This is a genomic window from Kroppenstedtia sanguinis (assembly GCF_050433445.1).
Taxonomy (GTDB): domain Bacteria; phylum Bacillota; class Bacilli; order Thermoactinomycetales; family DSM-45169; genus Kroppenstedtia; species Kroppenstedtia sanguinis.
Genome location: NZ_JBNPXF010000001.1, coordinates 164,270 through 189,364, shown reverse-complemented (window position 1 = coordinate 189,364; position 25,095 = coordinate 164,270). Strand labels below are relative to the sequence as shown.

Below are 25,095 nucleotides of genomic sequence, written 5' to 3'. Positions count from 1 at the left end.
CGAACACCTCCCGGCTCTCAGCCAAAGCATAAGGTGTTCGGAAAAACACAACCCAGGATGGATCCCTTTTACGATCACCTCCCTCTATATTTCCACACGGGCTTCAAATACTCCTCTTTTCAAATTCTTTGCTCTTAGGAACAGGTGTCAGATGGACACAAAACAAGGGCGAAACAGGAGCCGACCTGTGGAGCGGAAAGCTACTGAGGCCACCAGGTGTTTTGCTTTGTTACCCTTGCTCAGGGAAGGTGAATGCTTTCTCCGGGATATCGTTTCAATCCTCATATTGGGGTGTTTATCGTTGTTACCAAACACAACATCCGGAATCGTCCTACCTCAAGAAGTTTCAATTCTCATACTGAGGTGTTTTGCATTGTTACTTTTCCACTTTCAATTTCTCCCCTCAAAATAAAATAGTTTCAATCCTCTTATTGAGGTGTTTTGCTTTGTTACAACGGGGGCATCGTTCGTCCCTACCGACATATGGGCGTTTCAATCCTCATACTGAGGTGTTTATCGTTGTTACTGAAATACAGCAACCACAAAAACGGAGACCCAGCGGTTTCAATCCTCATACTGAGGTGTTTAGCATTGTTACGGAAAGGATAAGGATTTCAAGAGGTTCCCTTTGTTGAGTTTCAATCCTCATACTGAGGTGTTTAGCATTGTTACCTGAGCTACTGCTTGCAAAGATAAAGAATGAAAGTTTCAATCCTCATACTGAGGTGTTTAGCATTGTTACCCGCCGGATTGGATACCGCCCATTCATGCCGATCCGTTTCAATCCTCATACTGAGGTGTTTAGCATTGTTACATGAACGTTCCGGCAGGTGAGTGTAAGAAAGAGAAGTTTCAATCCTCATACTGAGGTGTTTAGCATTGTTACTGCAATACTTTTTCCGAAAGAATTTGGGCAAATTCGGTTTCAATCCTCATACTGAGGTGTTTAGCATTGTTACTCCGATATTCCCCCGTCGAACTATTCGCTGTATTTTCGTTTCAATCCTCATACTGAGGTGTTTAGCATTGTTACTTGGGACGTGAAAGTCCTTCCCTTAAGACAAAATGTTTCAATCCTCATACTGAGGTGTTTAGCATTGTTACTCCAGAACCTCTTCCCGCGACGCTGGTCCGCAAACCGTTTCAATCCTCATACTGAGGTGTTTAGCATTGTTACCTCGATATCACTGATGAAGGAAATCATTAAACTTGTTTCAATCCTCATACTGAGGTGTTTAGCATTGTTACGGCGGGGGGGTCAAACCCTTGATATGACTGGGTTCCAGACTTCATTTCCGAACACCTCGGATTTCAGAGGCATTTTCGGGTCAAAAAGCGGACATCATTCTTTCGGATAAATCCTCAACACCTTGTCTTCCAAGGATTTTGGCATTTCCGAACACCCCCTGGGGTTAAGCCGAAGCATCAGGTGTTCGGAAAAGATTGATGATGCATGATCCCATCCTGTCATAATCCGCTCCTTTAAATTTCTACACTGACTTCCCAACTTCCTCTTGAATCTGTACAGCAGCCAGCAATTTTAAAAGTGAAATGTTGAGGTGTTTAGCTTTGTTACGTAAAATGGGGTACTCCTGAAAAGTTAAGTACCTTGCTGTTTTAATCCTCTCACTGAGATGTTTAGCATTGTTACAAACCGGTGCCACAACGGAAAAAGTAGTGGAACTCAACCGTTTCAATCCTCTCACTGAGGTGTTTAGCATTGTTACTGATGCTGATCGAGGCGGAGCGATCCGGGGGAGGAGTTTCAATCCTCTCACTGAGGTGTTTAGCATTGTTACGATGATACCCCAAACGACACCCTAAATGATACCCCAGTTTCAATCCTCTCACTGAGGTGTTTAGCATTGTTACAGCGGGATGTTTTTAAGTACCTGACGACCTATTTTGTTTCAATCCTCTCACTGAGGTGTTTAGCATTGTTACTTCTATGGATGGTAATTGGAGAGGCGTTGAGTTTGTTTCAATCCTCTCACTGAGGTGTTTAGCATTGTTACGGCGGGGGTTCAAACCCTTTGCTACGCCTAGGCTTCAGCTTCCATTTCCGAATACCTCCGATTTCAGAGGTATTTTCGGGTCAAAAAACCGACATCGCTCTACCCGATGAATCCCCAATCCCTTGCCCCCCAAGGCTTTCGACGTTTGCGAACACCTCCCGGCTCTCAGCCAAAGCATAAGGTGTTCGGAAAAACACAACCCAGGATGGATCCCTTTTACGATCACCTCCCTCTATATTTCCACGCGGGCTTCAAATACTCTTCTTTGCGAAACAGGAGCCGACCTGTGGAGTGGAAAGCTACCAAGGCCGCCAGGTGTTTTGCATTGTTACGTGTACCTCCAGGACAGGAGCAGCCGGAGCAACCGGGTTTCAATCCTCTTATTGAGGTGTTTTGCATTGTTACTCTTTGAGGTGAAGGAGAAGGTAGAAGGATACGACGTTTCAATCCTCTTATTGAGGTGTTTTGCATTGTTACATCATACAAGCATAGATGCAAGCATAAGTAATAGGTTTCAATCCTCTTATTGAGGTGTTTTGCATTGTTACGGAACCCGAGCAGCCGGAACAGCCTGAGCAACCGGAGTTTCAATCCTCTTATTGAGGTGTTTTGCATTGTTACTCTTTGCGGGCTTTACCGGCAAACCAGGTGTCTTCTCGGTTTCAATCCTCTTATTGAGGTGTTTTGCATTGTTACGTTAAATTTTTGATCCGATCTTTCCCCTGTCCACTTTGTTTCAATCCTCTTATTGAGGTGTTTTGCATTGTTACACATCCACGTTTCCAAAGCGGATGTGGAGCGGGGGATGGTTTCAATCCTCTTATTGAGGTGTTTTGCATTGTTACCCCAATACCAGATCAAATCCGCGACGCAATACATCCTTCAGTTTCAATCCTCTTATTGAGGTGTTTTGCATTGTTACGGCGGGGGGTTCAAACCCTTGATATGACTGGGTTCCAGACTTCATTTCCGAACACCTCGGATATTAGAGGAATTTTCGGGTCAAAAAGCGGACATCATTTTTCTTGACATATCCTCAATCCCTTGTCCCCCAAGGCTTCCGCCATTTGCGAACACCTCCCGGCTCTCAGTCGAGGCATGGGGTGTTCGCAAAAGAATGACATGCTGGATCCCTTTACATGATCACCTCTCTATATTTCCACGCTGACTTCGAATACTCCTCTTTTCTATACACACAAAACAAGAGTCAAATCAGTAATCAACAAAACCACCAAGGTGTTTTGCATTGTTACAGAATCCGGCGGGGCGGATCCTGATGGGGAGGCGGCTTCAATCCTCATACGGAGGCGTTTTGCATTTGCCATTTTCGAATCCTTTCCGCTCTTGTCTGGAAGCGGCGGTTCGTGTTCGGAAATGGGATCGTTCCTCCATCGATGTCTGTCCCAGGCCCCAGGCCGTTTTGTACCCAAATCCCATGATGGAACCATAACGAGCCAACAACCACATCCGTTTTTGCTCCTCAGCGGATAGCGCTTTGAGACTGAGTACCAATGAACCACAAAAACCAATCACTTTGAATTTGCCAAAATCCGCACGTTGGGTGGTAATATCCAAATGCTCCACGCGCACCTTCCGCGTCAGCGGCTCAATCTCCTCCCAAGGCACTTTCGGATTTCCAGCCATCTCAAAAGACTTGGCCCCACTGGCGAACAATCGCTGCAACTCCGGCATCGGGTAATAGTTCCCCCATTGGTAAAAGGTCGTAGGAGTATGAAAGTGAAAAGTAATCTGGGTAGAAAAGTCCCGCAACAGATCTTCTTGGGTAAATTTACGAGTATGGATTTCTTGAATCCGCCCCTTCCAGTCTCCAAGAACAACAGCGGATTGTTGTAACAGAGACTGTTGCAAAGAGCTGATCACTTCTGGACTCGGTGTTTGAATACATAGTTCCCCTTCCCGAAAAGAAGAGTGGATCGAAAACATCTGACGATCCTTTCGATTATGCAGCCATTCCGAAAGTTGCGGATCCTGATTTTGAATCATCCGCAGTATAAACCCATGCAACCTCCGCGACAAAACCCACCGCTGATTCACCCGGCTCTCCGATTGAACCTGTACATGTAATCGATACATCCGATCACCCCCATTTTCAATTTCATAGAGTATTCACTGACCAAGGCTTGCCGGGATGGGCTCCCTGCAACTAGTTTCAATCACCCAGCCCAGACCCTGAGGCGTAGCCTCCCGTTTCAATCCTCTTACTGAGGTGTTTATCGTTGTTACTCCAACGGGGAGCGAAGGGATTAATCTTTGACCCCAAAGTTTCAATCCTCATACTGAGGTGTATTGCATTGTTACAGTGCATAAAGCGCTCTGATTCGTCGGCCCCCAAGTTTCAATCCTCATACTGAGGTGTATTGCATTGTTACCCTGCACTGGAGCCGGTTTTTTCAACTCAGAATGGTTTCAATCCTCATACTGAGGTGTATTGCATTGTTACTCAGAGGAATTTTCGGGTCAAAAGGCCGACATCGCTCTACGGGATAAATCCTCAATCCCTTGTCTCCCAAGGCTTTCACCATTTGCGAACATCTCCCGGCTCTTAGCCGAGACATGAGGTGTTCGCAAAAGAATGACATGCTGGATCCCTTTACATGATCACATCTCTATATTTCCACGCTGACTTCGAATACTCCTCTTTTCTATGCACACAAAATAAGAGTCAAATATCAGTAATCAACACATAGAGAGCGAAATCACCAAGGTGTTTTTCATTGTTACGGTGTCGATTGTTGCAATTATTCTGAGTTGAAAGTTTCAATCCTCTTATTGAGGTGTTTATCATTGTTACTTACAAACCATTTCTGTTTCCGCTTCCCTGAGAGATCACGGCCGTTTCAATCCTCTTATTGAGGTGTTTATCATTGTTACCGAATGAAAATCAATACTAAAATCATCCCAAAGGGGTTTCAATCCTCTTATTGAGGTGTTTATCATTGTTACCCTAAAGGGCTTATCTGGCCCAAACCCCACATGTTGTTTCAATCCTCTTATTGAGGTGTTTATCATTGTTACGCGGGAGGTTCAAACCCTTGATATGACTGGGATCCAGACTCCATTTCCGAACACCTCGGATTTCAGAGGCATTTTCAGCTCAAAAAGCGGACAACATTCTTTCGGATAAATCCTCAGTCCCTTGTCTCCCAAGGATTTCGGCGTTTCCGAACACCCCCTGGGGTTAAGCCGAAGCATCAGGTGTTCGGAAAAACAGAACCCAGGATGGATCCCTTTTACATCATCCCCTCTATATTTCCACGCGGACTTCGAATACTCCTCTTTTCAAATTCTTTGATCCAAGGAACAGGTGTCAGATAGACACAAAACAAGGGCCAAACAGAAGCTGACCTGTTGAGTGGAAAGCTACCGAGGCCGCCAGGTGTTTTGCGTTGTTAAGCTGGCTTCCTTATACTTCTTGTTCACTGAGCCAAGTTTCATCCCTCATACTGAGGTGTTTAGCATTGTTACTCAAAAATGAGTCGGGGGAACACCTACGAAAAAGTTTCAATCCTCTCATTGAGGTGTTTAGCATTGTTACTAATCCAGGATCGAATCAATTCGTTCCTCGTCTCGGGGTTTCAATCCTCTCACTGAGGTGTTTAGCATTGTTACCCTTCGTAAAAAGTGCTTTTCCGCTGAAATCGCGGAGTTCAATCCTCTCACTGAGGTGTTTAGCATTGTTACGGCTCACTTCAATACTTAGCGGAATTGACGAAAAAGTTCAATCCTCTCACTGAGGTGTTTAGCATTGTTACGCGGGGGGTTGAAACCCTTGTTATGCCTAGGCTTCAGCTTCCATTTCCGAACACCTACGATTTCAGAAGCATTTTCGGGCCAAAAGGCCGACATCGCTCTACCGGATAAATCCCCAATCCCTTGTCCCCCAAGGGTTTGGACATTTCCGAACACCTCCCGGCTCTCAGCCGAAGCATCGGGTGTTCGGAAATGAATGGCCCCATGATCGATCCCATTCATGATCATCCTTCTCATGATCATCCTTCTAAAGTTTCTAGGCCGACTTCCCATATTCCTCTTTTCAAAAACGATTCTTTCATACAATGAACCTGAGTCAGATGGATACAAAACGAGGATCAAACAAGTAGCCGACACGCGGAAAGCGAAACCGCTGAGGTGTTTTGCATTGTTACGTTCGCTATGACGATACGACCAAGCGAAGACAACAGTTTCAATCCTCATACTGAGGTGTTTTGCATTGTTACGTTGCTGGCTTCGCAACAGCCTTGGGTGGAAGAGGTATCAATATCAGGTTCTGTCAAGGGCGTACTTTCCCTTGATAGGTCCTGATATAGGAAAGATAATTGCTCAAAGATGGGAAGAATCGTGACCTATTCAAAATAGATGGTACTCGGTGTTTTATAATCCAACGACTGATGAGGCCGATCATGATTATAAAGGTCCATATAATCTCTTATGTTTTTCCTTGCTTCTCTTGGTGTGCCATAGTCCTTTAAATAGACCTCTTCGTATTTAAGACTTCGCCAAAAGCGCTCTATCATAATATTATCCAATGCCCGGCCCCTGCTGTCCATGCTGATTTGGATGGATGGCTGTTCATTTAAGAGATTAATATATTTGGAACTGGTAAAATGACTGCCCTGATCACTATTGAATATTTCGGGTGTCCCTATCGTGAATGCACGTTGAACGGCATTCAAAACAAAGCCCATTTCTAACGTTTGCTCCAATTCCCAGCTGATAATATAGCGAGAATACCAATCGATAATGGCTGTTAAATACATCCAGCTATTTTGTAAGCGAATGTACGTAATGTCAATGCTCCAGACTTGATTGGGATGGGTAATCGTCACTCCTTTCAGTAGATATGGATAAACACGGTACTGCAGATTGCGTTTACTTAGATTAGGACCTGGATAAATGGCTTGTATACCCATTTCACGCATGTGGCGCTGTACCCTTTTGCGGTTGATGTTCACTCCTTCATTCTTTAATTTTTCGGTAATCCTGCGTGAACCGTAAAACGGAAATTTGGTATAGATCTCATCAATCCGGTGTTTAATAGCAACCTCTTCAGGTGACGGCTGAACAGGCTTATAGTAAAGACTGGATCGATTGATTCCCAGTAGTTCGGCCTGTTCGGAGATAGGAAGCTTAGGGGCTTCCCAGTCCACCATCTCCATGCGTTCTTGTCTAGTCGCGGTAGATGCTAGATTTTTTTTTGATCCACGACAGTTGCGTGGTTAATTTTCCGACTTCCGCGTAGAGGTTTTCCAGCCTTTCTCCATAGTCGGCCTTCATTTTTTCCTGATCCTTGTTTTGTTTGTTAAAGATCTGTGGCATTTCTTGAAGGAAATGTGTTTTCCACTTATGAAGCTAGTTCACATGGATTCCGTGTTCCAAAGCAATTTGACTCATTGTCTTTTCTTCCTTCAAGATTTCCAACACGATTTGCGATTTGAATTCGGGTGTATATCTTTTACGTTTCATATGCCTACCTTAACATCTCCCTTTTCGTGTCTAAAATCTTGGGTCCATTATACTTCCCAACTTCCTCCTGAATCTGTACAGCAGCCAGAATTTAAAAGTGAAATGTTGAGGTGTTTGGCATTGTTACCTTCCTGTTTATGACCGCCTATGCTCAGATCGAGACGTTTCAATCCTCTTATTGAGGTGTTCTGCATTGTTACTTCTTGAGCGAGATTGGAATTGAAAATGCCCAAGTTGTTTCAATCCTCTTATTGAGGTGTTTGGCATTGTTACCGAATCCGGAAACGTCGTCCATCGAGTTCATCCAGAAGTTTCAATCCTCTTATTGAGGTGTATTCGATTGTTACCCCAGCGTAAGGACTGGAGCCGCCGGGTCATGCTTTGGTTTCAATCCTCTTATTGAGGTGTATTCGATTGTTACAGCAGGATCTGGCGGGACGGATCCGGGAGGGGAAGGTTCCAATCCTCATACTGAGGTGTTTTGCATTGTTACACTGACCGACTTTCCAATACCACTCTTGATTGCACCCGTTTCAATCCTCATACTGAGGTGTTTTGCATTGTTACCAAAATCGAAACAATGTAACCCTAACAAAGGAAAGATGTTTCAATCCTCATACTGAGGTGTTTTGCATTGTTACGATATCCATATAGGTGGGGATGGACCCAGGTTCAGTTTCAATCCTCATACTGAGGTGTTTTGCATTGTTACTTAAACTCACTCCGTTCTCAATATGTTGCGTTCAGTAGTTTCAATCCTCATACTGAGGTGTTTTGCATTGTTACGGACTTAATCCTTGCGCGGAAATCCTGCTCGACAGCGTTTCAATCCTCATACTGAGGTGTTTTGCATTGTTACGGCGGGGGGTTCAAACCCTTGATATGACTTGGTTCCAGATTCCATTTCCGAACACCTCGGATTTCAGAGGCATTTTCGGGTCAAAAAGCGGACATCATTCTTCTGGATAAATCCTCAATCCCTTGTCTCCCAAGGCTTTCACCATTTGCGAACACCTCCCGGCTCTTAGCCGAGGCATAGGGTGTTCGCAAGAGAATGACATGCTGGATCCCTTTACATGATCACATCTCTATATTTCCACGCTGACTTCGAATACTCCTCTTTTCTATGCACACAAAATAAGAGTCAAATATCAGTAATCAACACATAGAGAGCGAAATCACCAAGGTATTTTGCATTGTTACAGAATCCGGCGGGGCGGATCCTGAGGGGAAGGCGGTTTCAATCCTCATACTGGGGTGTTTTGCATTGTTACTTTTGCGTCGTTTCGATCTCTTCAATCCTAGTTATATCGTTTCAATCCTCATACTGAGGTGTTTTACATTGTTACTTGAGTTTGGGAAGACCGATCCGGCTATTTTCAACATGTTTCAATCCTCATACTGAGGTGTTTTACATTGTTACCTAGCGAGTTTAAGCGGAGTATGTACTTTCAGATCATCGTTTCAATCCTCATACTGAGGTGTTTTACATTGTTACAGAATAGCCGGATTATCGTGATGGGCGATGTCATAGAAGTTTCAATCCTCATACTGAGGTGTTTTACATTGTTACAGCGGGAGGTTTAAACCCTTGATATGACTGTGATCCAGACTCCATTTCCGAACACCTCGGATTTCAGAGGCATTTTCAGGTCAAAAAGCTGACAACATTCTTTCGGATAAACCCTCAACACCTTGTCTCCCAAGGCTTTCGGCGTTTCCGAACACCCCCTGGCTCTCAGCCGAAGCATAGGGTGTTCGGAAAAGATTGATGATGCATGTTCCCATCCTGTCATAATCCGCTCCTTTAGATTTCTATACTGACTTCCCAACTTCCTTCTGAATCTGTACAGCAGCCAGCAAATTTAAAAGCGAAATGTTGAGGTGTTTGGAATTGTTACGACTCCCTGATCAATCGGTTGTCTCCCTTTCGAACGTTTCAATCCTCATACTGAGGTGTATTGCATTGTTACAATAATCCATCGGATTGGGTTGTTTTTGAAAATGCAGTTTCAATCCTCATACTGAGGTGTATTGCATTGTTACATAAGTTCACGGACTGTAGCGGTCTGATATGCCAAAGTTTCAATCCTCATATTGAGGTGTTTAGCATTGTTACGGAGTCTTACCTCCCTATAGTGAGTTCCGGAAAGGTTTCAATCCTCATATTGAGGTGTTTAGCATTGTTACAGATTTCCGCTGTGCTTCCATATGTGCAGGACATCGGTTTCAATCCTCATATTGAGGTGTTTAGCATTGTTACTTTCAAGGGGAAACCCGAGAGCGAGTCGGGCAAAGTTTCAATCCTCATATTGAGGTGTTTAGCATTGTTACGCCACGTCAGAAAGGCCTCGGCCAAGATCCCGGCTGTTTCAATCCTCATATTGAGGTGTTTATCATTGTTACTTTGGCTTCCAGCGGGGCCAACGTTTCAATCCTCATACTGAGGTGTTTATCATTGTTACCATCTGGCTTGGGGGGCCCAGAATGATCAATCCTCCGTTTCAATCCTCATACTGAGGTGTTTATCATTGTTACGGAAATGATCGAATACCTACAACGGGCGGCAGGGGTTTCAATCCTCATACTGAGGTGTTTATCATTGTTACACCCAGGGTGAAATCGCGGAGCTGTTCGATGTATGTTTCAATCCTCATACTGAGGTGTTTATCATTGTTACGGCGGGAGGTTCAAACCCTTGATATGACTGGGTTCCAGACTTCATTTCCGAACACCTCGGATTTCAGAGGCATTTTCAGCTCAAAAAGCGGACATCATTCTTTCGGATAAATCCTCAACACCTTGTCTTCCAAGGCTTTCGGCATTTCCGAACACCCCCTGGGGTTAAGCCGAAGCATCAGGTGTTCGGAAAAGATTGATGATGCATGATCACTCCCTGTCATAATCCACCCCTTTAAATTTCTACACTGACTTCCCAACTTCCTCCTGAATCTGTACAGCAGCCAGCAAATTTAAAAGTGAAATGTTGAGGTGTTTGGCATTGTTACACTGAGAGATCCAGTGTTTTTTACTGAGACACTGGGGTTTCAATCCTCTTATTGAGGTGTTTAGCATTGTTACGAATACCAGGGAGCCGATGCAGGCGATGAGCTGGGTTTCAATCCTAATATTGAGGTGTATTCGATTGTTACGTATCTGTCAGTTTTTCCACTTCTTCAAACTGTGCTTGAGTTTCAATCCTCTCACTGAGGTGTATTCGATTGTTACAGAACCCTTCGGGGATCGGGTAGAACGCGAGTTCATCGGTTTCAATCCTCTCACTGAGGTGTATTCGATTGTTACACCCCAGCATTCTTCCGCTTCCTTAACAGTCACAAGTTTCAATCCTCTCACTGAGGTGTATTCGATTGTTACGCCACTCGTCTTTCTTCACCTCGCTTTTGGCCAAGGGTTTCAATCCTCTCACTGAGGTGTATTCGATTGTTACCGCCCTGATCTACTTTCTTCTCCAAATCCCTTTCGTTTCAATCCTCTCACTGAGGTGTATTCGATTGTTACGGCGGGGGTTCAAACCCCTTGCTACGCCTAGGCTTCAGCTTCCATTTCCGAACACCTTCGATTTCAGAAGCATTTTCGGGTCAAAAAACCGACATCTCTCTACCGGATAAATCCTCAATCCCTTGTCTCCCAAGGCTTTCACCCTTTCCGAACACCCTCTGGGGTTAAGCCGAAGCATCAGGTGTTCGGAAAAGATTGATGCATGATCACATCTTGTCATGATCCACTTCTCTTATATTTCCACGCTTGTTCCTAATACTCCTCTTTCTCATGGGCACGAAATGCAGGGGTTCCTCCCCTTGATATGCCTAGGACCCAGCTCCCCTTTCCGAACACTTTCCCAAAAGCGGACTTAGTCCAGGTCTTCTTCTTCTGCGATGAACTCTGTTACAGATCGCACTTGGTCGATCGGAATTTTGCCCGTTACTCCTTGATACATGGGAGTGCTTGTTTCCCACATAGGATCTGATTGCAATCGTTCCAATTCAAAAATCCGTTCCCAGGACTCTTCCATGGAAAGAGGCGGATGATCTTCATCTTCATGATCCCAAAGAGCATACCAATGATTTAACACACAATGCCAAACTTCGAAATCGGAGATTAACACATCTTCCGCCTGAAGCTCCACTTCCAATAGAACACATGCCAAGCCAGCCCTCCCGCTATAGCGATAATGATCTGGAAATTGCGTATATAGCCAGATGGGATATTCACCTTTATATCGAGGCAAACGTATGGTCATCTGTTTCATCATCCAATGGTAATGTTCAAGGAATTCATCCCAAACATATTCTTTGGACCCTACTAAATAGCCATCTTTTTGAAATTGAATCCATGCTTCCTTGGTTTGGATCGTATAGAAAATAGACAATAGCTTCCACCTCTAACATGATGATTTATTCATCTAGTGAACTACATCCCCATTCAAATGGTGAGCTCCTCATTTCAATGGGTGATTGTGAATCGAGAAAATACTTGCAGGCCGAGACTTCCTCGGTTTTCATCCTCATACGAAGGTGTTTGGCGTAATTGCTTGACTAAGGCTCGGAAAGATGATTTGGTAGTTGGTTCAATCCTCTGATTGAGGTGCGTTGATCCCATGAGGTTTTTATTGAAATAGCATTTTCCGAACACCCTCCGGTTCCGACCCCAGCGGTGGGTGTTCGGAAAATAGGATCTTGGCTTAAAGAATATGATTTTGTTCTTCTTCCAAGCGATAGCGTAATCCGCCTGTGTAATAGGCTCGTTGGCAACAGGATTGGCAGAGGGTATACACACACAGGGAATCCTTCTCTCGAATCATTCCCCGAAGGAGAAACTCTAACTGCAACCAATCCTTCTCTTCACAATCGATTTCAAAGACAGAGTATTGGATCCACTGTCCACGGTCCTTTAACAACTTAAACACTTGGGTTCGTCTCCGGTCATTGCCAATATCATAGCTGACAATCCGCTTGATGGATCTCACCTCCTACTTGGCTAAAAACGGATAGTACTCTTCGGTTTCTCCTTTGATGTATTTAGCTAATAAGATGGCTTGTCTGTGTAATACTTCCCGGTAGCTCATTCTTCTCATCAAAAGTTCATGGAACACTTCATCATGACAACGGGCATCATAGATCTGCAAAAAACGCTTACGAGCCTCCTCTTTCAGACGTGGTTCTCCCTCATTTTCGTGGAAATCTTTCATTTTCAAAGTCCCTTGATTCACGATCTTGATCACCAGATTATCTACCAGAATCGAGCGAAATTCTTCCATCAAGTCCAAAGCCAAGGATTCCCGTCCATACCGTTCCCTGTGGAGAAAGCCAATGTAGGGATCCAGTCCCGCTGCCTGCAATGCACCTGTGATTTCCCCACGCAGTAGGGCATAACCGTAATTTAAAAGGGAGTTGATCGGATCTCTGGCCGGGCGGCGACTTCTTCCCGAAAAGGAAAATCCGCTTTTAGGATCCAGCAGAGCCGGGAAGGCTTGAAAATATTTTTTGGCAGCCATCCCTTCGATCCCCCGTAATTGATCCAGGTCTGTAGCTGACAAACATTGCTCCATCGCCTGTTTGAAATCATCGATTTCTGTATCTAAAACCAATTGACGACGACGTGCAAATCGCAGGAGACTGGTTCGGGTGTTTTTCAGTTTCGCCAAAACCATGTGGCGTGCAATATATAGGCTCTTTTCTTCAGATAAATGGGCTTCCACTTGAGCAATCCGTAAGCGAACATTTTTATTTTCAGTCCCGACAAACCGCCCTACCATCCGATTCCCGGCAAAGTATACGACATCTATGCCCTTTTCAGCCAGTAAATGTAGCGCATCGGTCGTGAGGGTAGAGGACTCATGAATAAACATTCTGGCAAAGTCATGGACACGAATCTCTTTGATCAATGTACGATCCTTATAAATCCTCAATCGTTCGGACTCTTTACGGACAAAACAATAGGGTTCGGTCAAATAAAACGTTCCCACTGAATTTTCCCTCTCAATTTTTTGCGATCTTGGGGTAAGCAATAATCCACCATGCTGCAATGTTTACAACGGGACCACTCATCAATGCCATCCGGTGGTGTGGATTTTTGATAGAGCTCACGGATCGATTCAATCACATTCAGAGTTTTCTTTCTCAAATCTGCATCCAGATCCACCTGTAACCGACGTTGGGACCCATAGAAAAATAGGTAGCCGGTAGAAACCGAGAATCCCATATACTCTTCAAGGAGTAGTGCCTGGGCACACAGTTGCATATCATTATTTTCCCAATCCGCCATTTTTCCGCGTTTATATTCTACGGGATAGATTTCGCCGTTCTCTTCCTCGACGATGTCACATCTTGCCACCAAACCTAGCGCTTCAGATCGGAAAAATAGGGAACGAATCAATTGCCGTTCCCCACGATATTCTTGTCCAGGTCGATCCGCATGTTGATGCAGAAGTTTCCCATGTACGGTGTAGAGATTATGATAAAACACTCGTTCCACATACTCGTAATAACAACGCCGTGGACAGTAGGCGTAAGTGTTGATAGCATGGGCTTCTACCCAGGGGAACTCAGTTGGCATGATCATTGCACCACACTTTCTCCCCGATTCCATACGCTCCACAATTTAAAAGCATCCACGTTAAAGGCTAGACTCCAATCCGCTCCCTGCCGGGTTTTCGCAGCATGCAGCCGAAACATTGGGGGAAGTCGTAATTGATCCGTCACTTCTCCTACAGATCTCTTGATCATATAAACAATCCATGTCTTTGGGCTACTTCCCAGGAACAAATCTTGGAGCTGTTCATCCAGTATCGGATCATCGGACCGTAGCTGAAGCCGTCCGATGCGAACCAGCTTTTCCGTTTGATAAGCGGCAGTGGGGGGAATTCTCCAGTAAAGCTTTGCTGGTTTTTCCCGTACCCCTGTGGCCACTGCATATCCTAGCACACGATCCTTTTTTAAAGTTTCCAGCCACTGCTTCTGTTCTTCTCCAGTAAAGTGACGTCGCAATCTTTCCGCCATCTCTTCCTTAGTAATAAATTGAACCGTTCTTCGTCGAAGTACAAATTGATAATCGTATTTTTTCAGCGGTTGATCCTGTGCGGTTTCATCCCAGAACCAGATCTCCGGGTAGAAGGTATCTCCTTCTTCCTCATCCCTGTGGCGTTCCAATTGATGCTCCAGGGAGTTTTGTCCGCGAAAACTTAAGACCGGCTCCACCATCTTTTTTCGTTTCCAATCTAGATATTGATGCTCCTGTTCTTGAAAACCCAAATGGTACATGTCCTCGACAATCTCTTGCAAACGTTGCAGTACTTGGTTTTGCTCCCGGTCCATGTGATGCCGTCGCGCCAAATGGTAACCATGGATCAGATTGATGCCGCCCACTTTTTCGAGATAAGGGAAAAAATTCTGGTATCCTTGATAAGCCGCAGTGACTGCGGATTGCAATTCTTCCCTTGAGATCTCGTCATCGACTAATTCCTTGATTTGCGCCTCTACATATGCTGGCACATAGGCCCAAACCTGCAGAGGTGGGTCGGGGTGTAACCGGCTCCCCCGGCCAATCCGTCCCATGCGTTGCATAAAACTGCCCGCATTTCTCGCTTCAAACAAAAGAAAATCTTTGCGAATCTCTCCTTGAAAATCCACTCCCACTTCTACGGTAGCGGTTGCCACCGTAATCGGTTGAGCTAAAGCTTCTCGACTGTGCATACGATCAGACAACCCGTGAACCTCTCCTACATCATATCCTTTCTCCCGCAAAGCCCTTGCCAGTACCTGAGCTTCGTGAATGGAGTCCAGAATGATTAATCCTTTCGCTTGGGGCCACTCCCGCAGATAGGATTCCACTTCATCCCATTCCTGCAGGATTTGCTCGCTGGTATCCCAGCGTTGCAGATTCGCGGGCTGCAGTCGCAAGGTCAAAGGCTCCAAATAGATGCGTTCCCCTGCTTCCACAGGTTGTTCCGATTGCAACCAATTCTCAATTTCCTCCTGCACACTGCGAATTTCCAGATTCATTCCTTCTGCCAAGCGGAAAAACTCGGAACGCGGTGTAGCAGATGACAGAAGAAATGCATAAGCCTTTTGCGGAAACAGGGACGTTAACAGAGCCATCCATTGGGCGAGGAAGTTTACTTGAGCGATATCATACAAATGAAATTCGTCAAAAATCTGCAGATTGTATTCTGCCAGGCGATAAAAGGGCTGAACAGCGTCTCCCTTTTTAAAGGAATATAACCGCTCTTGGGCAATCAACATCAGATGATCCGGATTGGTGAGAATCGCTCGGTAATAGGGACTTGTCATCCGATAAATCTGGTCGATCTTGGTCTCTCCCTGGCGCCGGTCCATACGCAGCTTTTCTGCTGTCCATACAGCCACTTCCTCCCAATGTTTCATGGGAACTCCCGCCTGAACTGAATGAAATTGATCTTTGATCAGTTCATTGACCGGATAAACTCCCAGGGCCCGAGAGCGGGGCACCTTTGTCAATGGACTATAATTGGCAAGGGTTTTGCCCGCTCCCGTCATGGCCTGATTCCAGATGATGCTTTGCTTTTTCCCCTGGAGAGTTTCTTGGATCAAACGCAATTGAACCACTTGATGGGCATAAGGATGAATCCCATCGATAAAGGGAACCTGGTAGGTTTGAGCGCTGGCTTCCTGGATGTTAAGGATCATGCTGGATTCCCCCAAAAACTGGACTGGGGCAGAAAGACATCCCCTACCTGATACCCAGGCACCGCATTCTCCCACTCCACCTGAGCAATCAATCGGGTTGGCAACAGATTATACAAAGTGGAAAAGTAGGTCGGAATCTCCGTTAGATCCTGCACATTGATCAGATGGGAGCAGCGTGTACCTGTCGCTTTTTTAACCCGGCATTCCTGGACAGTCAATCGCGCTTGACTCATCCATTTCCCTAGCCGAATCCGTTCAGGAAACTTTACAGGCTCTTGCGTCAACGCATAGGTCTGAAAGATGGAACCGGGTCGAATACAACGGATAAATCCCCAGTTCGGATAACCCAAACTTTGCCCCCGCACCATATAGATAGACTCGGTAGTGGTGTTGTACTGCATCAGGCGATGGGTGACTTGAAGCGGCGACGCCGGATAGATATACATCCCACCGTCATTCAATGGTTGTAGTTGTTGGGCATAGGCAGGAGCTTGTTGCCCGTGATAATAAGGGGAGGCGCTCCAGCCTAGTCCATAGGCCAGCGCATAATTATGGATCAGGGAGGCCGTCTCGGCGACCTTCCCCTTTTCCATACTGGCAAAAAACAGATAGTCTTCCATTTCGATCTGAATGGAGTAAGCGAAGTGCATCTCTATTTCAGATTTTGCAGGTAGGTTTGATGGTCTTTTTCCAGCTCGGTTTGCCACGCCTCGCACTCCTCCTCATTACGCCAAAGACCGCGCAGACTGGTCAGAAAAGACTGAAGTTCTTCACCTTCATACAGTTGAATGGGAAAATAGGCTTGCTCCGATTGTTCTTTGATCGTCTCACGAATCGCCTGTTCCACATCCGAGCGGTTTAATGGAGATTCGTTGATGGATTCACCCACTTGTTCGTATAAACGATCATATACATGTTGAGTTAAAGCCAGATTCGACATCAGCTCGCCTCTGCCGAAAAACAGCGCGACTGGGTGGTTGGCTACCGATCCTTGGCGACTACTCTCGCCACCGTAACGCGTCGTGGTCAAAATATTGCGAAGGACATAGACGAACTCGGCGGGTGTCACATCCACCAACGTCTCCACTGTAGGGAAAAAAACTTGCGGCCGGATATGCTCTCGCTCGGCAAAGGCACTCCCGGAAATCCCCCCTGCGGTGGTATCTTGAATGGCGTTCAAGGTGATGGAACGTTGCATCCCTTCATAGGAGCGAATGGCAAAACCCGTGTCCGTCAACACCCGAGAGCGCTGTGCCCCTTCTCCCTTCGTCGCAGCAAAACCATAAATCAGACAGTCCGGGCACTTCCCGCACATCTCATTCATATAATCGCAACTCTCATTTTCTGTGTAAGACCGGTAAAAGGCGCGACCGGTACGACGCTCGGGGGCAATCTGTTTTCTCTTTTGCAAAACCACCCGGGAAGTGAGCTGTTCTTGATCGACTCCACTTCGCACCATTTCAACATCCAAAATCTGTCCTTCAGTTGTTAATACCGCTGTGGATTGAAACTCTCTCAGGACGACTACACTTGCACACATCCGTTGAGGGGATCGAGGAACCTCTTTCAACAAATGCTGATCCAAAATTTTCTTTGCTTCTGAATCCTGCCACTTCACTGCCGTCGTTTCCATTTTCTCATCCTCCTAAATTTGGACTTCTGATGCGGACTGTTCATTTTTCTCAGCCCATTTTGCTTGCATGATCTGATGTGTCTCAAAGAAGATTCCATCTGCAACCTGATTTTGCTTCTGGTTCAACTTCGCCAGACTGCCACCGCATCTTTTCATGAAGAAATCTTCATAGATCAACTCCACCAAACGCTGGACGGCCTCCACATCGATGGGAAGATGAACTTTTCCTACCCGTTGGCCAACCAGTCGTTCCAGGCGCTTCATCACCTGCCCTGCCAATTCACTGGGATCTCTCCCTTCTTTAATTCCCCCGATCACGGTGCGAAAGAGGTTCTCATAACGGTGAGCACGCCCCTTGACTTGGCTATATGGCTCAAACAAGGCTAGTGATGCTTCGGATATCTCTTTAGCCAGTCCCATTTCATACCCCCCCTTGATTTGATTCAACTCGCGACAGGCATGAACCACAGATTCTGCCAGATAGGTCTGATTCGTCAACAGCCGTTTAAAGTAATAAGCTCCGGGGATCGGATGGACTTCCAACTGATGAAGAATGGAGGAAATGTTTTTATCCGTTTGTTTGGTCACATCCCAGGGATGGACCGCTTGATGCATCTCCCAGAGCCAAGCCAACTGGTACAACATCTCCGTTACTTTTTCAATCGGAATCACAAACTCGGGGGTTCCTCGTTCAGACGGCGAGCCTAACAAGCGTGACACCTTGTAAGGAGGGGTATCCAAGTGAACTGCATAATGCACGTCCCGGATATCCGCGAGAAACAGATAGGGTTTTTCTGTCATCATGATGCGAAATCCATACAGCTTGTGTAGAGAAACTGCCGCAGTTAAGGCCTTCATCCAGGCTTCTTCCCTCGTTCGTTCCACGTTCTGACTGTAACAGTCGAAGGTGAACATCATCACGTTTCCCGGCGGACTGGTTTTCAACAGATCACCGGTGATCGGTGGGCGTCCCCGTTCAGCCAACTCCATCTGAAAATATTCGCTGTAACGCTGCAGATGTTCACGGAGATGATTACGGAACCGGTCTTCTTCTCCTTGGACATAAGGCTCTTGCCAGGCGCTTCGGATTCTTCCTCTGTAGTGCACATAGATTGAGCCGAATAACCCCTGCAGCTCCGTCTCCATTTCCTCCAACACCAGATCTGTAAATTGATGGGCAGGAAAGGCGAACAGATACAAGCGATGGGAAACTCCCTTTTCCCCTGGACTGTCCAACCCGAAAATTTGTCGCAAAACGTATTCGAAGGAACAAATACTACACCAATGTAAAGCAGATACGTTGTTTTCCTTGGGTAATAACCGATTACTGAAAACCTGCACATCATCCTGAATAATCGGTGCTTTCACTTTTTGTTCCACCCCAGGTGGGATCGGTCGATTACAAAGGTTGCAGATTTTCTTTTGACTACGTGTCTTTTTCTTAACAAACTCTTTCTGATTCAACAGCTGGAGCTCGCGATTTTTTTCCCAGGAAACCATCAACTGTTCCTGGAAGTACAACTTCAACTCGTCCTGAATCTTCATTTCTCGGTTCACGATTTCTAAGGATCGAGACAAAGTCACTTTCCCAGACAGGAATTGGGTAGACTGCTCTTCCACATAAAGGCGCCATTCCTCCACGGGAACTTGTGCGACGGTTTTCCCGTTGATGGTGGCTGACTGCAGATATTGATAGGACAGCCATATGGCTTCATCCAAACGGCGACTGTTGCTTTGGAGTTCCATCGGAACCTTGTCCAATATCTCTTCCACATCCAGCTCCAAGTACTGAGCTAAAGAGCGGATCGCCTCAGCGCCATTCGTCTCTTCCAACCGTTGTATCAATCGCTGTAGTGCGGCAAAATAGCGCGCCGTATAAAACCATTTTTGTCGCAGATCTTCTGTTAAGGGGAGATCAACGCCCATTTGTTCATAGAGACCTTCCAAATCCTCAGCCAACCCATACTTAGCGATTCTTTTGTCGTCAAACATCCCATCGGGAAAATGTTTATCCTTTTGGGACCTTTTCATAAAAAGTTGGTTAAATAACCGTGAAAAATCTTCTGGTTCGGAATACAACATAAAGGCCAGTGTTTGGCAACGGAAAGTCGCACGGTCTAGGAGCTTTTCTGGATCCAGTCGATCCGCAAATTCCCCGATCGAACGGAAAAATAACTGGACCAGATCCTCAGCCAGGAGATTCTTTTCCGGGAGCTTGTCCGGTTGTAATGACAGATATAAGGTACCGTCCCCAAAGCGCAACCAGGGAAAGAATCCTTTCTGCTTCATAAACAGGTTCATTCCATTATGCAATTGGGTCGTGATCATCCCTCTGACTTCCTGTAGACAGTGAAATTCAACAGCCAGGGATTCTCCTAACTTTGGCGGTAACAACTGGCTCAACAACTGTTTTAAATTACGAACCGTTCCTTTCTCCCTACATTCTGCGATCCCGGTGATCGAAGCTGCCTGATCCATCAATTTGACCCAGTCCCGCAGATAGGACCATCGAAAATCATCTGGCAAAAAACTGAGATCCCCTAATTTATTAGAGAAACTGGATACACCGGCTACCCGCAAAAAATCAGCAGGGGGAATCGGAGTGGCTAACCCTTCACACAATCTCTTGCTAATCTCCTCGATGTCCTGCAGGGAAACATGATACTCACCGGAACCGACCTTGGCAGCTGCCTCTTCTTTGTGAAGATCGTGCAGAATGTAAGCTACCATCGCCATCTTCATTTCTTCCTCATCCAATTCCAGCTCGAACTCCTCCAAGTATTGAACCAGAGACAGACAGGCCTGAATTCCCGAGCGGATATGTTCTCGCATGGATTGATCCAGTAAGTTGCGATCTGGATTGTAATTATAGGATTTTGCAATACTGTCTGAGAGTCGGGTCCCGCGAAAGGTTAATTCCTCAAAACGAGCCAGCAGTTCATCTGCAAATTCTTGAATGTATATCTCTTCTCACCTCCTGGAAACTATTCTCTCTTGACAGGAGATAAATTACAAGCACAATTTTCGTATAGAAAACCTGAATCGGAAGTTTTAAGAGTTCCGTTTAGCTTCTCGCTATTTGTATCGATCAAAAAACAAACGGTGAATTTCGTCTTTGATTTCTAATCTTTTTTCCTGTGGCTCCATCAACTCCACAGAACTCCCCCATCCCAAAATCCATTTTTTCATTTCATACCAACTTGCGATCTGGGGAATCCGAATTTGCCCCACCACCCCAGGCTGAGGGGAAGGAACGATGGATTGACAGGGATGCCATTCCTTTTCTAGAATTCTGCGATAAACGTCTGGATCCAATATATTGATCACATAAGTTTCGCGTTCCCCATTGAATTCCGCTTCCAGCATCTGTTTGATATACTCCGCAGATCGTCTCTTTTTATAGTCTCTTATTTCAGAGGGTTGACGATCCAGTTGCGAATAGTGGTGGTATAAGCGCTCCACCTGATTCATGCGATCGAGGCGGGTATGTCGGATGTCGATCCTGCGTGGGTATTGGTCAGGTAAGGACAGATACTGTCCTACAATATAAAACGTCTGTTTGGCGTAATAAACACAAAAGGGGTCCAAATACCTTTTTTGGCCATTCTTATGAAAAGTAATCACTTGACCATAACGAATGGCTTCCAGGATCTCAGAAAGAGATTGATAGAAGTGAGAACGTTGAATCGGATATCCATACTGGCTGATATGATAAAAATCCGCCCATTCTTTCAACCTTTTGACATCCTCTTCTGCCAAAATAGAATAAACATGTCGCAAAAATTCATCATAAGCTTTTTGACCTTCTCCCTCTAAAACCGGACCGACCTGTTTGAGTGCTAAAAACAGATACAATCTAACCTGAGGACTCAGATTGGCAACAGCGCGTGGAAAATTCCCTTTATAATATCCTCGTTCTCGAATGATGTACTCTCTTTGATTGACTACATTTAATTTTTCAATCAGATACTGGATATCATCCCGTAGTTTTCGAGGTGTAATTTGAAAGCGATTGGCCATTTCAGTAATTGAATAGGGACCTGGATCGCGCAACAAGTCAGCCAGAATAGTTAATAACCTCTCCCGATATTGCTTATGCTTTTTATGTATCTGCGACATTCCTATCACCCTTTCATGCAAGAATAACGGCCTTTTCTAGAAGAATAGGCCGTTTGTCTTTGATATACCTTTTATTTGGTTGGTCATATATAGAAAGAAATGATATTTCCAATTCTCTTCAAGCCTTTGAGATTGGTAGGAAGAAGCAAGAGCAACTATTAAGTTTCAGTCCTCTGATTGAGGTGTTTTGGGTTGTTACGACACCAACAACTGGAGTGCCGTGATTCGCGTAGCAGTTTCAATCCTCGTACTGAGGTGTTTTGCATTGTTACGCTGCCACTACTATTTTAAGGCCCCGGAAGGCGTGTTTCAATCCTCATACTGAGGTGTTTTGCATTGTTACAAAACAGAATCGGGATCGCAAAAGGAAACAGAGAGGTTTCAATCCTCATACTGAGGTGTTTTGCATTGTTACAATGATCTGATATGGGCCCTCGCTGATGTCCCCATGCGTTTCAATCCTCATACTGAGGTGTTTTGCATTGTTACGGTCCAACTGTTCCAAATCCAGTTTCACCTTTGCCAGTTTCAATCCTCATACTGAGGTGTTTTGCATTGTTACGCCGACCAATGCGGCGCCGGCATCCAACAGTCGTAAGTTTCAATCCTCATACTGAGGTGTTTTGCATTGTTACAACCGGATCTGCCTCGATGATACGTCCGTCAGATAGTTTCAATCCTCATACTGAGGTGTTTTGCATTGTTACAAAGAGCGCCCGTGGCGAAAGCATAAACAGGAGTCGTTTCAATCCTCATACTGAGGTGTTTTGCATTGTTACGGCGGGGGGTTGAAACCCTTGATAGGACTGGGCTTCAGCTTCCGTTTCCGAACACCTCCGATTTCAGAGGTATTTTCGAGTCAAAAAACGGACATCACTTTGCTCGATAAACCCTCAACCCCTTGTCTCCCAAGGCTTTCGGCTTTTGCGAACACCTCCCGGCTCTCAGCCGAAGCAGTGGGTGTTCGGAAGGGGACGATTTGTGATTATTTTCATTACCATTCTCCCTATTTCTATTTTCACTCTCAAAACTCCTCTTTTCGAATATCATTTTTTCATTTTAGAGAATCTGTTTATCAATAGAATAGCTAGCAACACCTCGCAAAATGGAGGTGTTATCGTAATATTCCACTTACATGGATCGAAAAAACCTCCGGTTTGGAGGGAATATTGTCTTAATAATCCGTGTTCCTCTTGGTTTTTAACTTCCTACCTCTTTTAATCCTCTTCACGAATATAGAGTTGCTCTAAAAAAGCCTTGAGAAGTTGAGCTGATAGTAAATGATTCGTCGATAAGATCACCATCGAACAGCTCGGAAACATGGTCATCTTTGTCTGTCCGTAAAGCCCAAATCTGTCTCCCAATTTGGGTATTTCTCTCTCATCAACTGTGTGGCATATCTTGTCGACCCAACAAGAGAATCAGAACGAAACAAAACAGCCCCATGACGTGATGAGGCTGTTCAAGTTACTGTTCATCTTTTTCTGATAGAACGAATCACAAAGTAAATCAAAACCAACGCAACAACTAGAATCAAAATACCAGACAGGTTAAAATTATGCATTTCAGTCCCATCTCCATTATTTAAAAATTAAGGAGCAGTAGCACTGAAAGTGCTCCCACTATCATTACTGTTGTAAGCAACTGATGCAGTATACTTTTTTGTACCTTCGGCTTACACCTTTTTCTTACAGGTTGCTGGGATAGATCCATAACAGGCGTGTTGATTAACCATATTTAGGTGAGGAGATCGTGTTCACCCACGCGACCGTTGCCATCCGGCAAAGAAGTGAAAACTGGCCACTCCAAATCTGACCGTCGGGGCAGGGGCAAATTCTTACGGAAGCAACTCAGTGAAGATGTTGCCCGGTCGCTTTGCACCCATAGGGCACAAGTCTCGCCAGGGTCGCTACCGCTCCCAGGTCTCGCTATGGCAGCACACGACTCCCTTCCACCGCCCATTCTCTGGTTAATCAACAGCCTTGGATATTTCTAATTCTCTTGGGGCGTTTGTGGAAGAAATCGCAAGAGCATATATCGCATTTCAGTCCTCTTATTGAAGTGTTTTCCGTTGTTATAAACAACGAAGAATATACCTTCGAACATCAATCACCTACTGTTTCAATCCTCTTGTTGAGGTGTTTATCGTTGTTACCCCGACACCATCGCATAAGCGTATTTCATCACTTCGATAGTTTCAATCCTCTTATTGAGGTGTTTTCCATTGTTACCTTTTGTAACCACCATTCCGAACGAGACGCCGTCGTTTCAATCCTCTTATTGAGGTGTTTTCCGTTGTTACAAAACCACAATTGGGAACGGGATCTCAAAAGCATGGTCGTTTCAATCCTCTTATTGAGGTGTTTTCCGTTGTTACGCAAAACCATTTTCCGGTTGTGTTGGTGTTACGTTAGTTTCAATCCTCTTATTGAGGTGTTTTCCGTTGTTACTTGAGAAGGGCGGGGATGTGGAAGAGGTGAGAAAAGTTTCAATCCTCTTATTGAGGTGTTTTGCATTGTTACGAAAGGTGTTGATATGACTGCCGCCTCAGGTTATACAGTTTCAATCCTCTTATTGAGGTGTTTTGCATTGTTACCGTGTTTCCATCGGCCTCGATGCCGCATGCAGTTAGTTTCAATCCTCTTATTGAGGTGTTTTGCATTGTTACCGAGATGATAGAGCGTTTTCTGGAAATATCACCCAGTTTCAATCCTCTTATTGAGGTGTTTTGCATTGTTACCCTTTCCCCCACCCTAGTTCCCGGGCGACATCCGTGTTTCAATCCTCTTATTGAGGTGTTTTGCATTGTTACCTTTCTCCTTGCCGCTATCGTCGTTGGATGCTACGTTTCAATCCTCTTATTGAGGTGTTTTGCATTGTTACGGCGGGGGGTTCAAACCCTTGATATGCCTGGGTTTCAGCTTCCGTTTCCGAACACCTCCGATTTGGGAGGCATTTTCGCGTCAAAAAACCGATATCACTTTGCTCGATAAATCCTCAATCTCTTGTCTCCCAAGGCTTTCGACGTTTGCGAACGCCTCCCGGCTCTCAGCCGAAGCATAGGGTGTTCGGAAAAGAATGACGCATGATCTATCCCATGCTCACTCTTCATATATTTCCACACTGACTTCTAATACTCCTCTTTTTAAAGTGGTTTCTT

At 45.2% G+C, this 25,095-nt stretch carries 10 protein-coding genes, 1 pseudogene and 9 CRISPR repeat arrays; all 11 genes and pseudogenes read right to left on the bottom strand.

All coding sequences use genetic code 11. From position 1 onward, the window contains the following. Positions 1-270: 270 nt before the first annotated feature. Positions 271-1,248: a CRISPR direct-repeat array (repeat unit 37 nt). Between the two features lie 365 nt (positions 1,249-1,613). Beyond that, positions 1,614-2,015: a CRISPR direct-repeat array (repeat unit 37 nt). Positions 2,016-2,382: 367 nt separating this feature from the next. Then, positions 2,383-2,937: a CRISPR direct-repeat array (repeat unit 37 nt; unit sequence GTTTCAATCCTCTTATTGAGGTGTTTTGCATTGTTAC). A gap of 368 nt (positions 2,938-3,305) precedes the next feature. After that, positions 3,306-4,109 (bottom strand): CRISPR system precrRNA processing endoribonuclease RAMP protein Cas6, encoded by an 804-nt coding sequence (gene cas6 / locus JOD24_RS00850; protein ID WP_429246128.1) that lies wholly within the window; start codon positions 4,107-4,109, stop codon positions 3,306-3,308. Between the two features lie 2,270 nt (positions 4,110-6,379). Then, positions 6,380-7,499, bottom strand: a pseudogene (locus JOD24_RS00845) (IS3 family transposase). A 163-nt stretch (positions 7,500-7,662) separates the two neighbouring features. Next, a CRISPR array of direct repeats spans positions 7,663-8,358; the repeat unit is 37 nt; unit sequence GTTTCAATCCTCATACTGAGGTGTTTTGCATTGTTAC. Between the two features lie 377 nt (positions 8,359-8,735). Further along, positions 8,736-9,072: a CRISPR direct-repeat array (repeat unit 37 nt). A gap of 362 nt (positions 9,073-9,434) precedes the next feature. Beyond that, positions 9,435-9,833: a CRISPR direct-repeat array (repeat unit 37 nt). Between the two features lie 709 nt (positions 9,834-10,542). Beyond that, positions 10,543-11,018: direct repeats of the CRISPR family, unit length 37 nt. A 352-nt stretch (positions 11,019-11,370) separates the two neighbouring features. Continuing rightward, entirely contained in the window at positions 11,371-11,889 is a 519-nt protein-coding gene (locus JOD24_RS00840) for a DUF3841 domain-containing protein (protein ID WP_429246127.1), read from the bottom strand. 312 nt (positions 11,890-12,201) lie between these two features. Next, positions 12,202-12,486: a CRISPR-associated endonuclease Cas2 gene (gene cas2 / locus JOD24_RS00835; protein ID WP_429246126.1), complete on the bottom strand. Its 285-nt coding sequence runs from the start codon at positions 12,484-12,486 to the stop codon at positions 12,202-12,204. A gap of 3 nt (positions 12,487-12,489) precedes the next feature. Then, positions 12,490-13,485, bottom strand: coding sequence for a CRISPR-associated endonuclease Cas1 (gene cas1, locus JOD24_RS00830; protein ID WP_429246125.1), 996 nt, complete (start codon positions 13,483-13,485; stop codon positions 12,490-12,492). Next, complete coding sequence (gene cas4 / locus JOD24_RS00825) at positions 13,467-14,075, bottom strand: CRISPR-associated protein Cas4 (protein ID WP_429246124.1); 609 nt, start codon at positions 14,073-14,075, stop codon at positions 13,467-13,469. The genes cas1 and cas4 overlap by 19 nt, the downstream gene beginning before the upstream one ends. Positions 14,076-14,077: 2 nt before the next feature. Next, positions 14,078-16,183, bottom strand: coding sequence for a type I-D CRISPR-associated helicase Cas3' (gene cas3 / locus JOD24_RS00820; RefSeq protein ID WP_429246123.1), 2,106 nt, complete (start codon positions 16,181-16,183; stop codon positions 14,078-14,080). Continuing rightward, a complete protein-coding gene (gene cas5d, locus JOD24_RS00815) occupies positions 16,180-16,890 on the bottom strand; it encodes a type I-D CRISPR-associated protein Cas5/Csc1 (RefSeq protein WP_429246122.1) in 711 nt (236 codons plus the stop codon). Before cas5d ends, cas3 begins: the two co-directional genes overlap by 4 nt. Further along, entirely contained in the window at positions 16,836-17,816 is a 981-nt protein-coding gene (gene cas7d, locus JOD24_RS00810) for a type I-D CRISPR-associated protein Cas7/Csc2 (protein WP_429246121.1), read from the bottom strand. The genes cas5d and cas7d overlap by 55 nt, the downstream gene beginning before the upstream one ends. A gap of 12 nt (positions 17,817-17,828) precedes the next feature. Continuing rightward, on the bottom strand, positions 17,829-20,648 hold the full coding sequence (cas10d, locus tag JOD24_RS00805) for a type I-D CRISPR-associated protein Cas10d/Csc3 (protein ID WP_429246120.1): 2,820 nt from the start codon (positions 20,646-20,648) through the stop codon (positions 17,829-17,831). Positions 20,649-20,891: 243 nt separating this feature from the next. After that, entirely contained in the window at positions 20,892-21,935 is a 1,044-nt protein-coding gene (locus tag JOD24_RS00800) for a helix-turn-helix transcriptional regulator (protein WP_429246119.1), read from the bottom strand. A gap of 162 nt (positions 21,936-22,097) precedes the next feature. After that, a CRISPR array of direct repeats spans positions 22,098-22,714; the repeat unit is 37 nt; unit sequence GTTTCAATCCTCATACTGAGGTGTTTTGCATTGTTAC. 1,262 nt (positions 22,715-23,976) lie between these two features. After that, positions 23,977-24,818: a CRISPR direct-repeat array (repeat unit 37 nt; unit sequence GTTTCAATCCTCTTATTGAGGTGTTTTGCATTGTTAC). Positions 24,819-25,095: the final 277 nt, after the last annotated feature.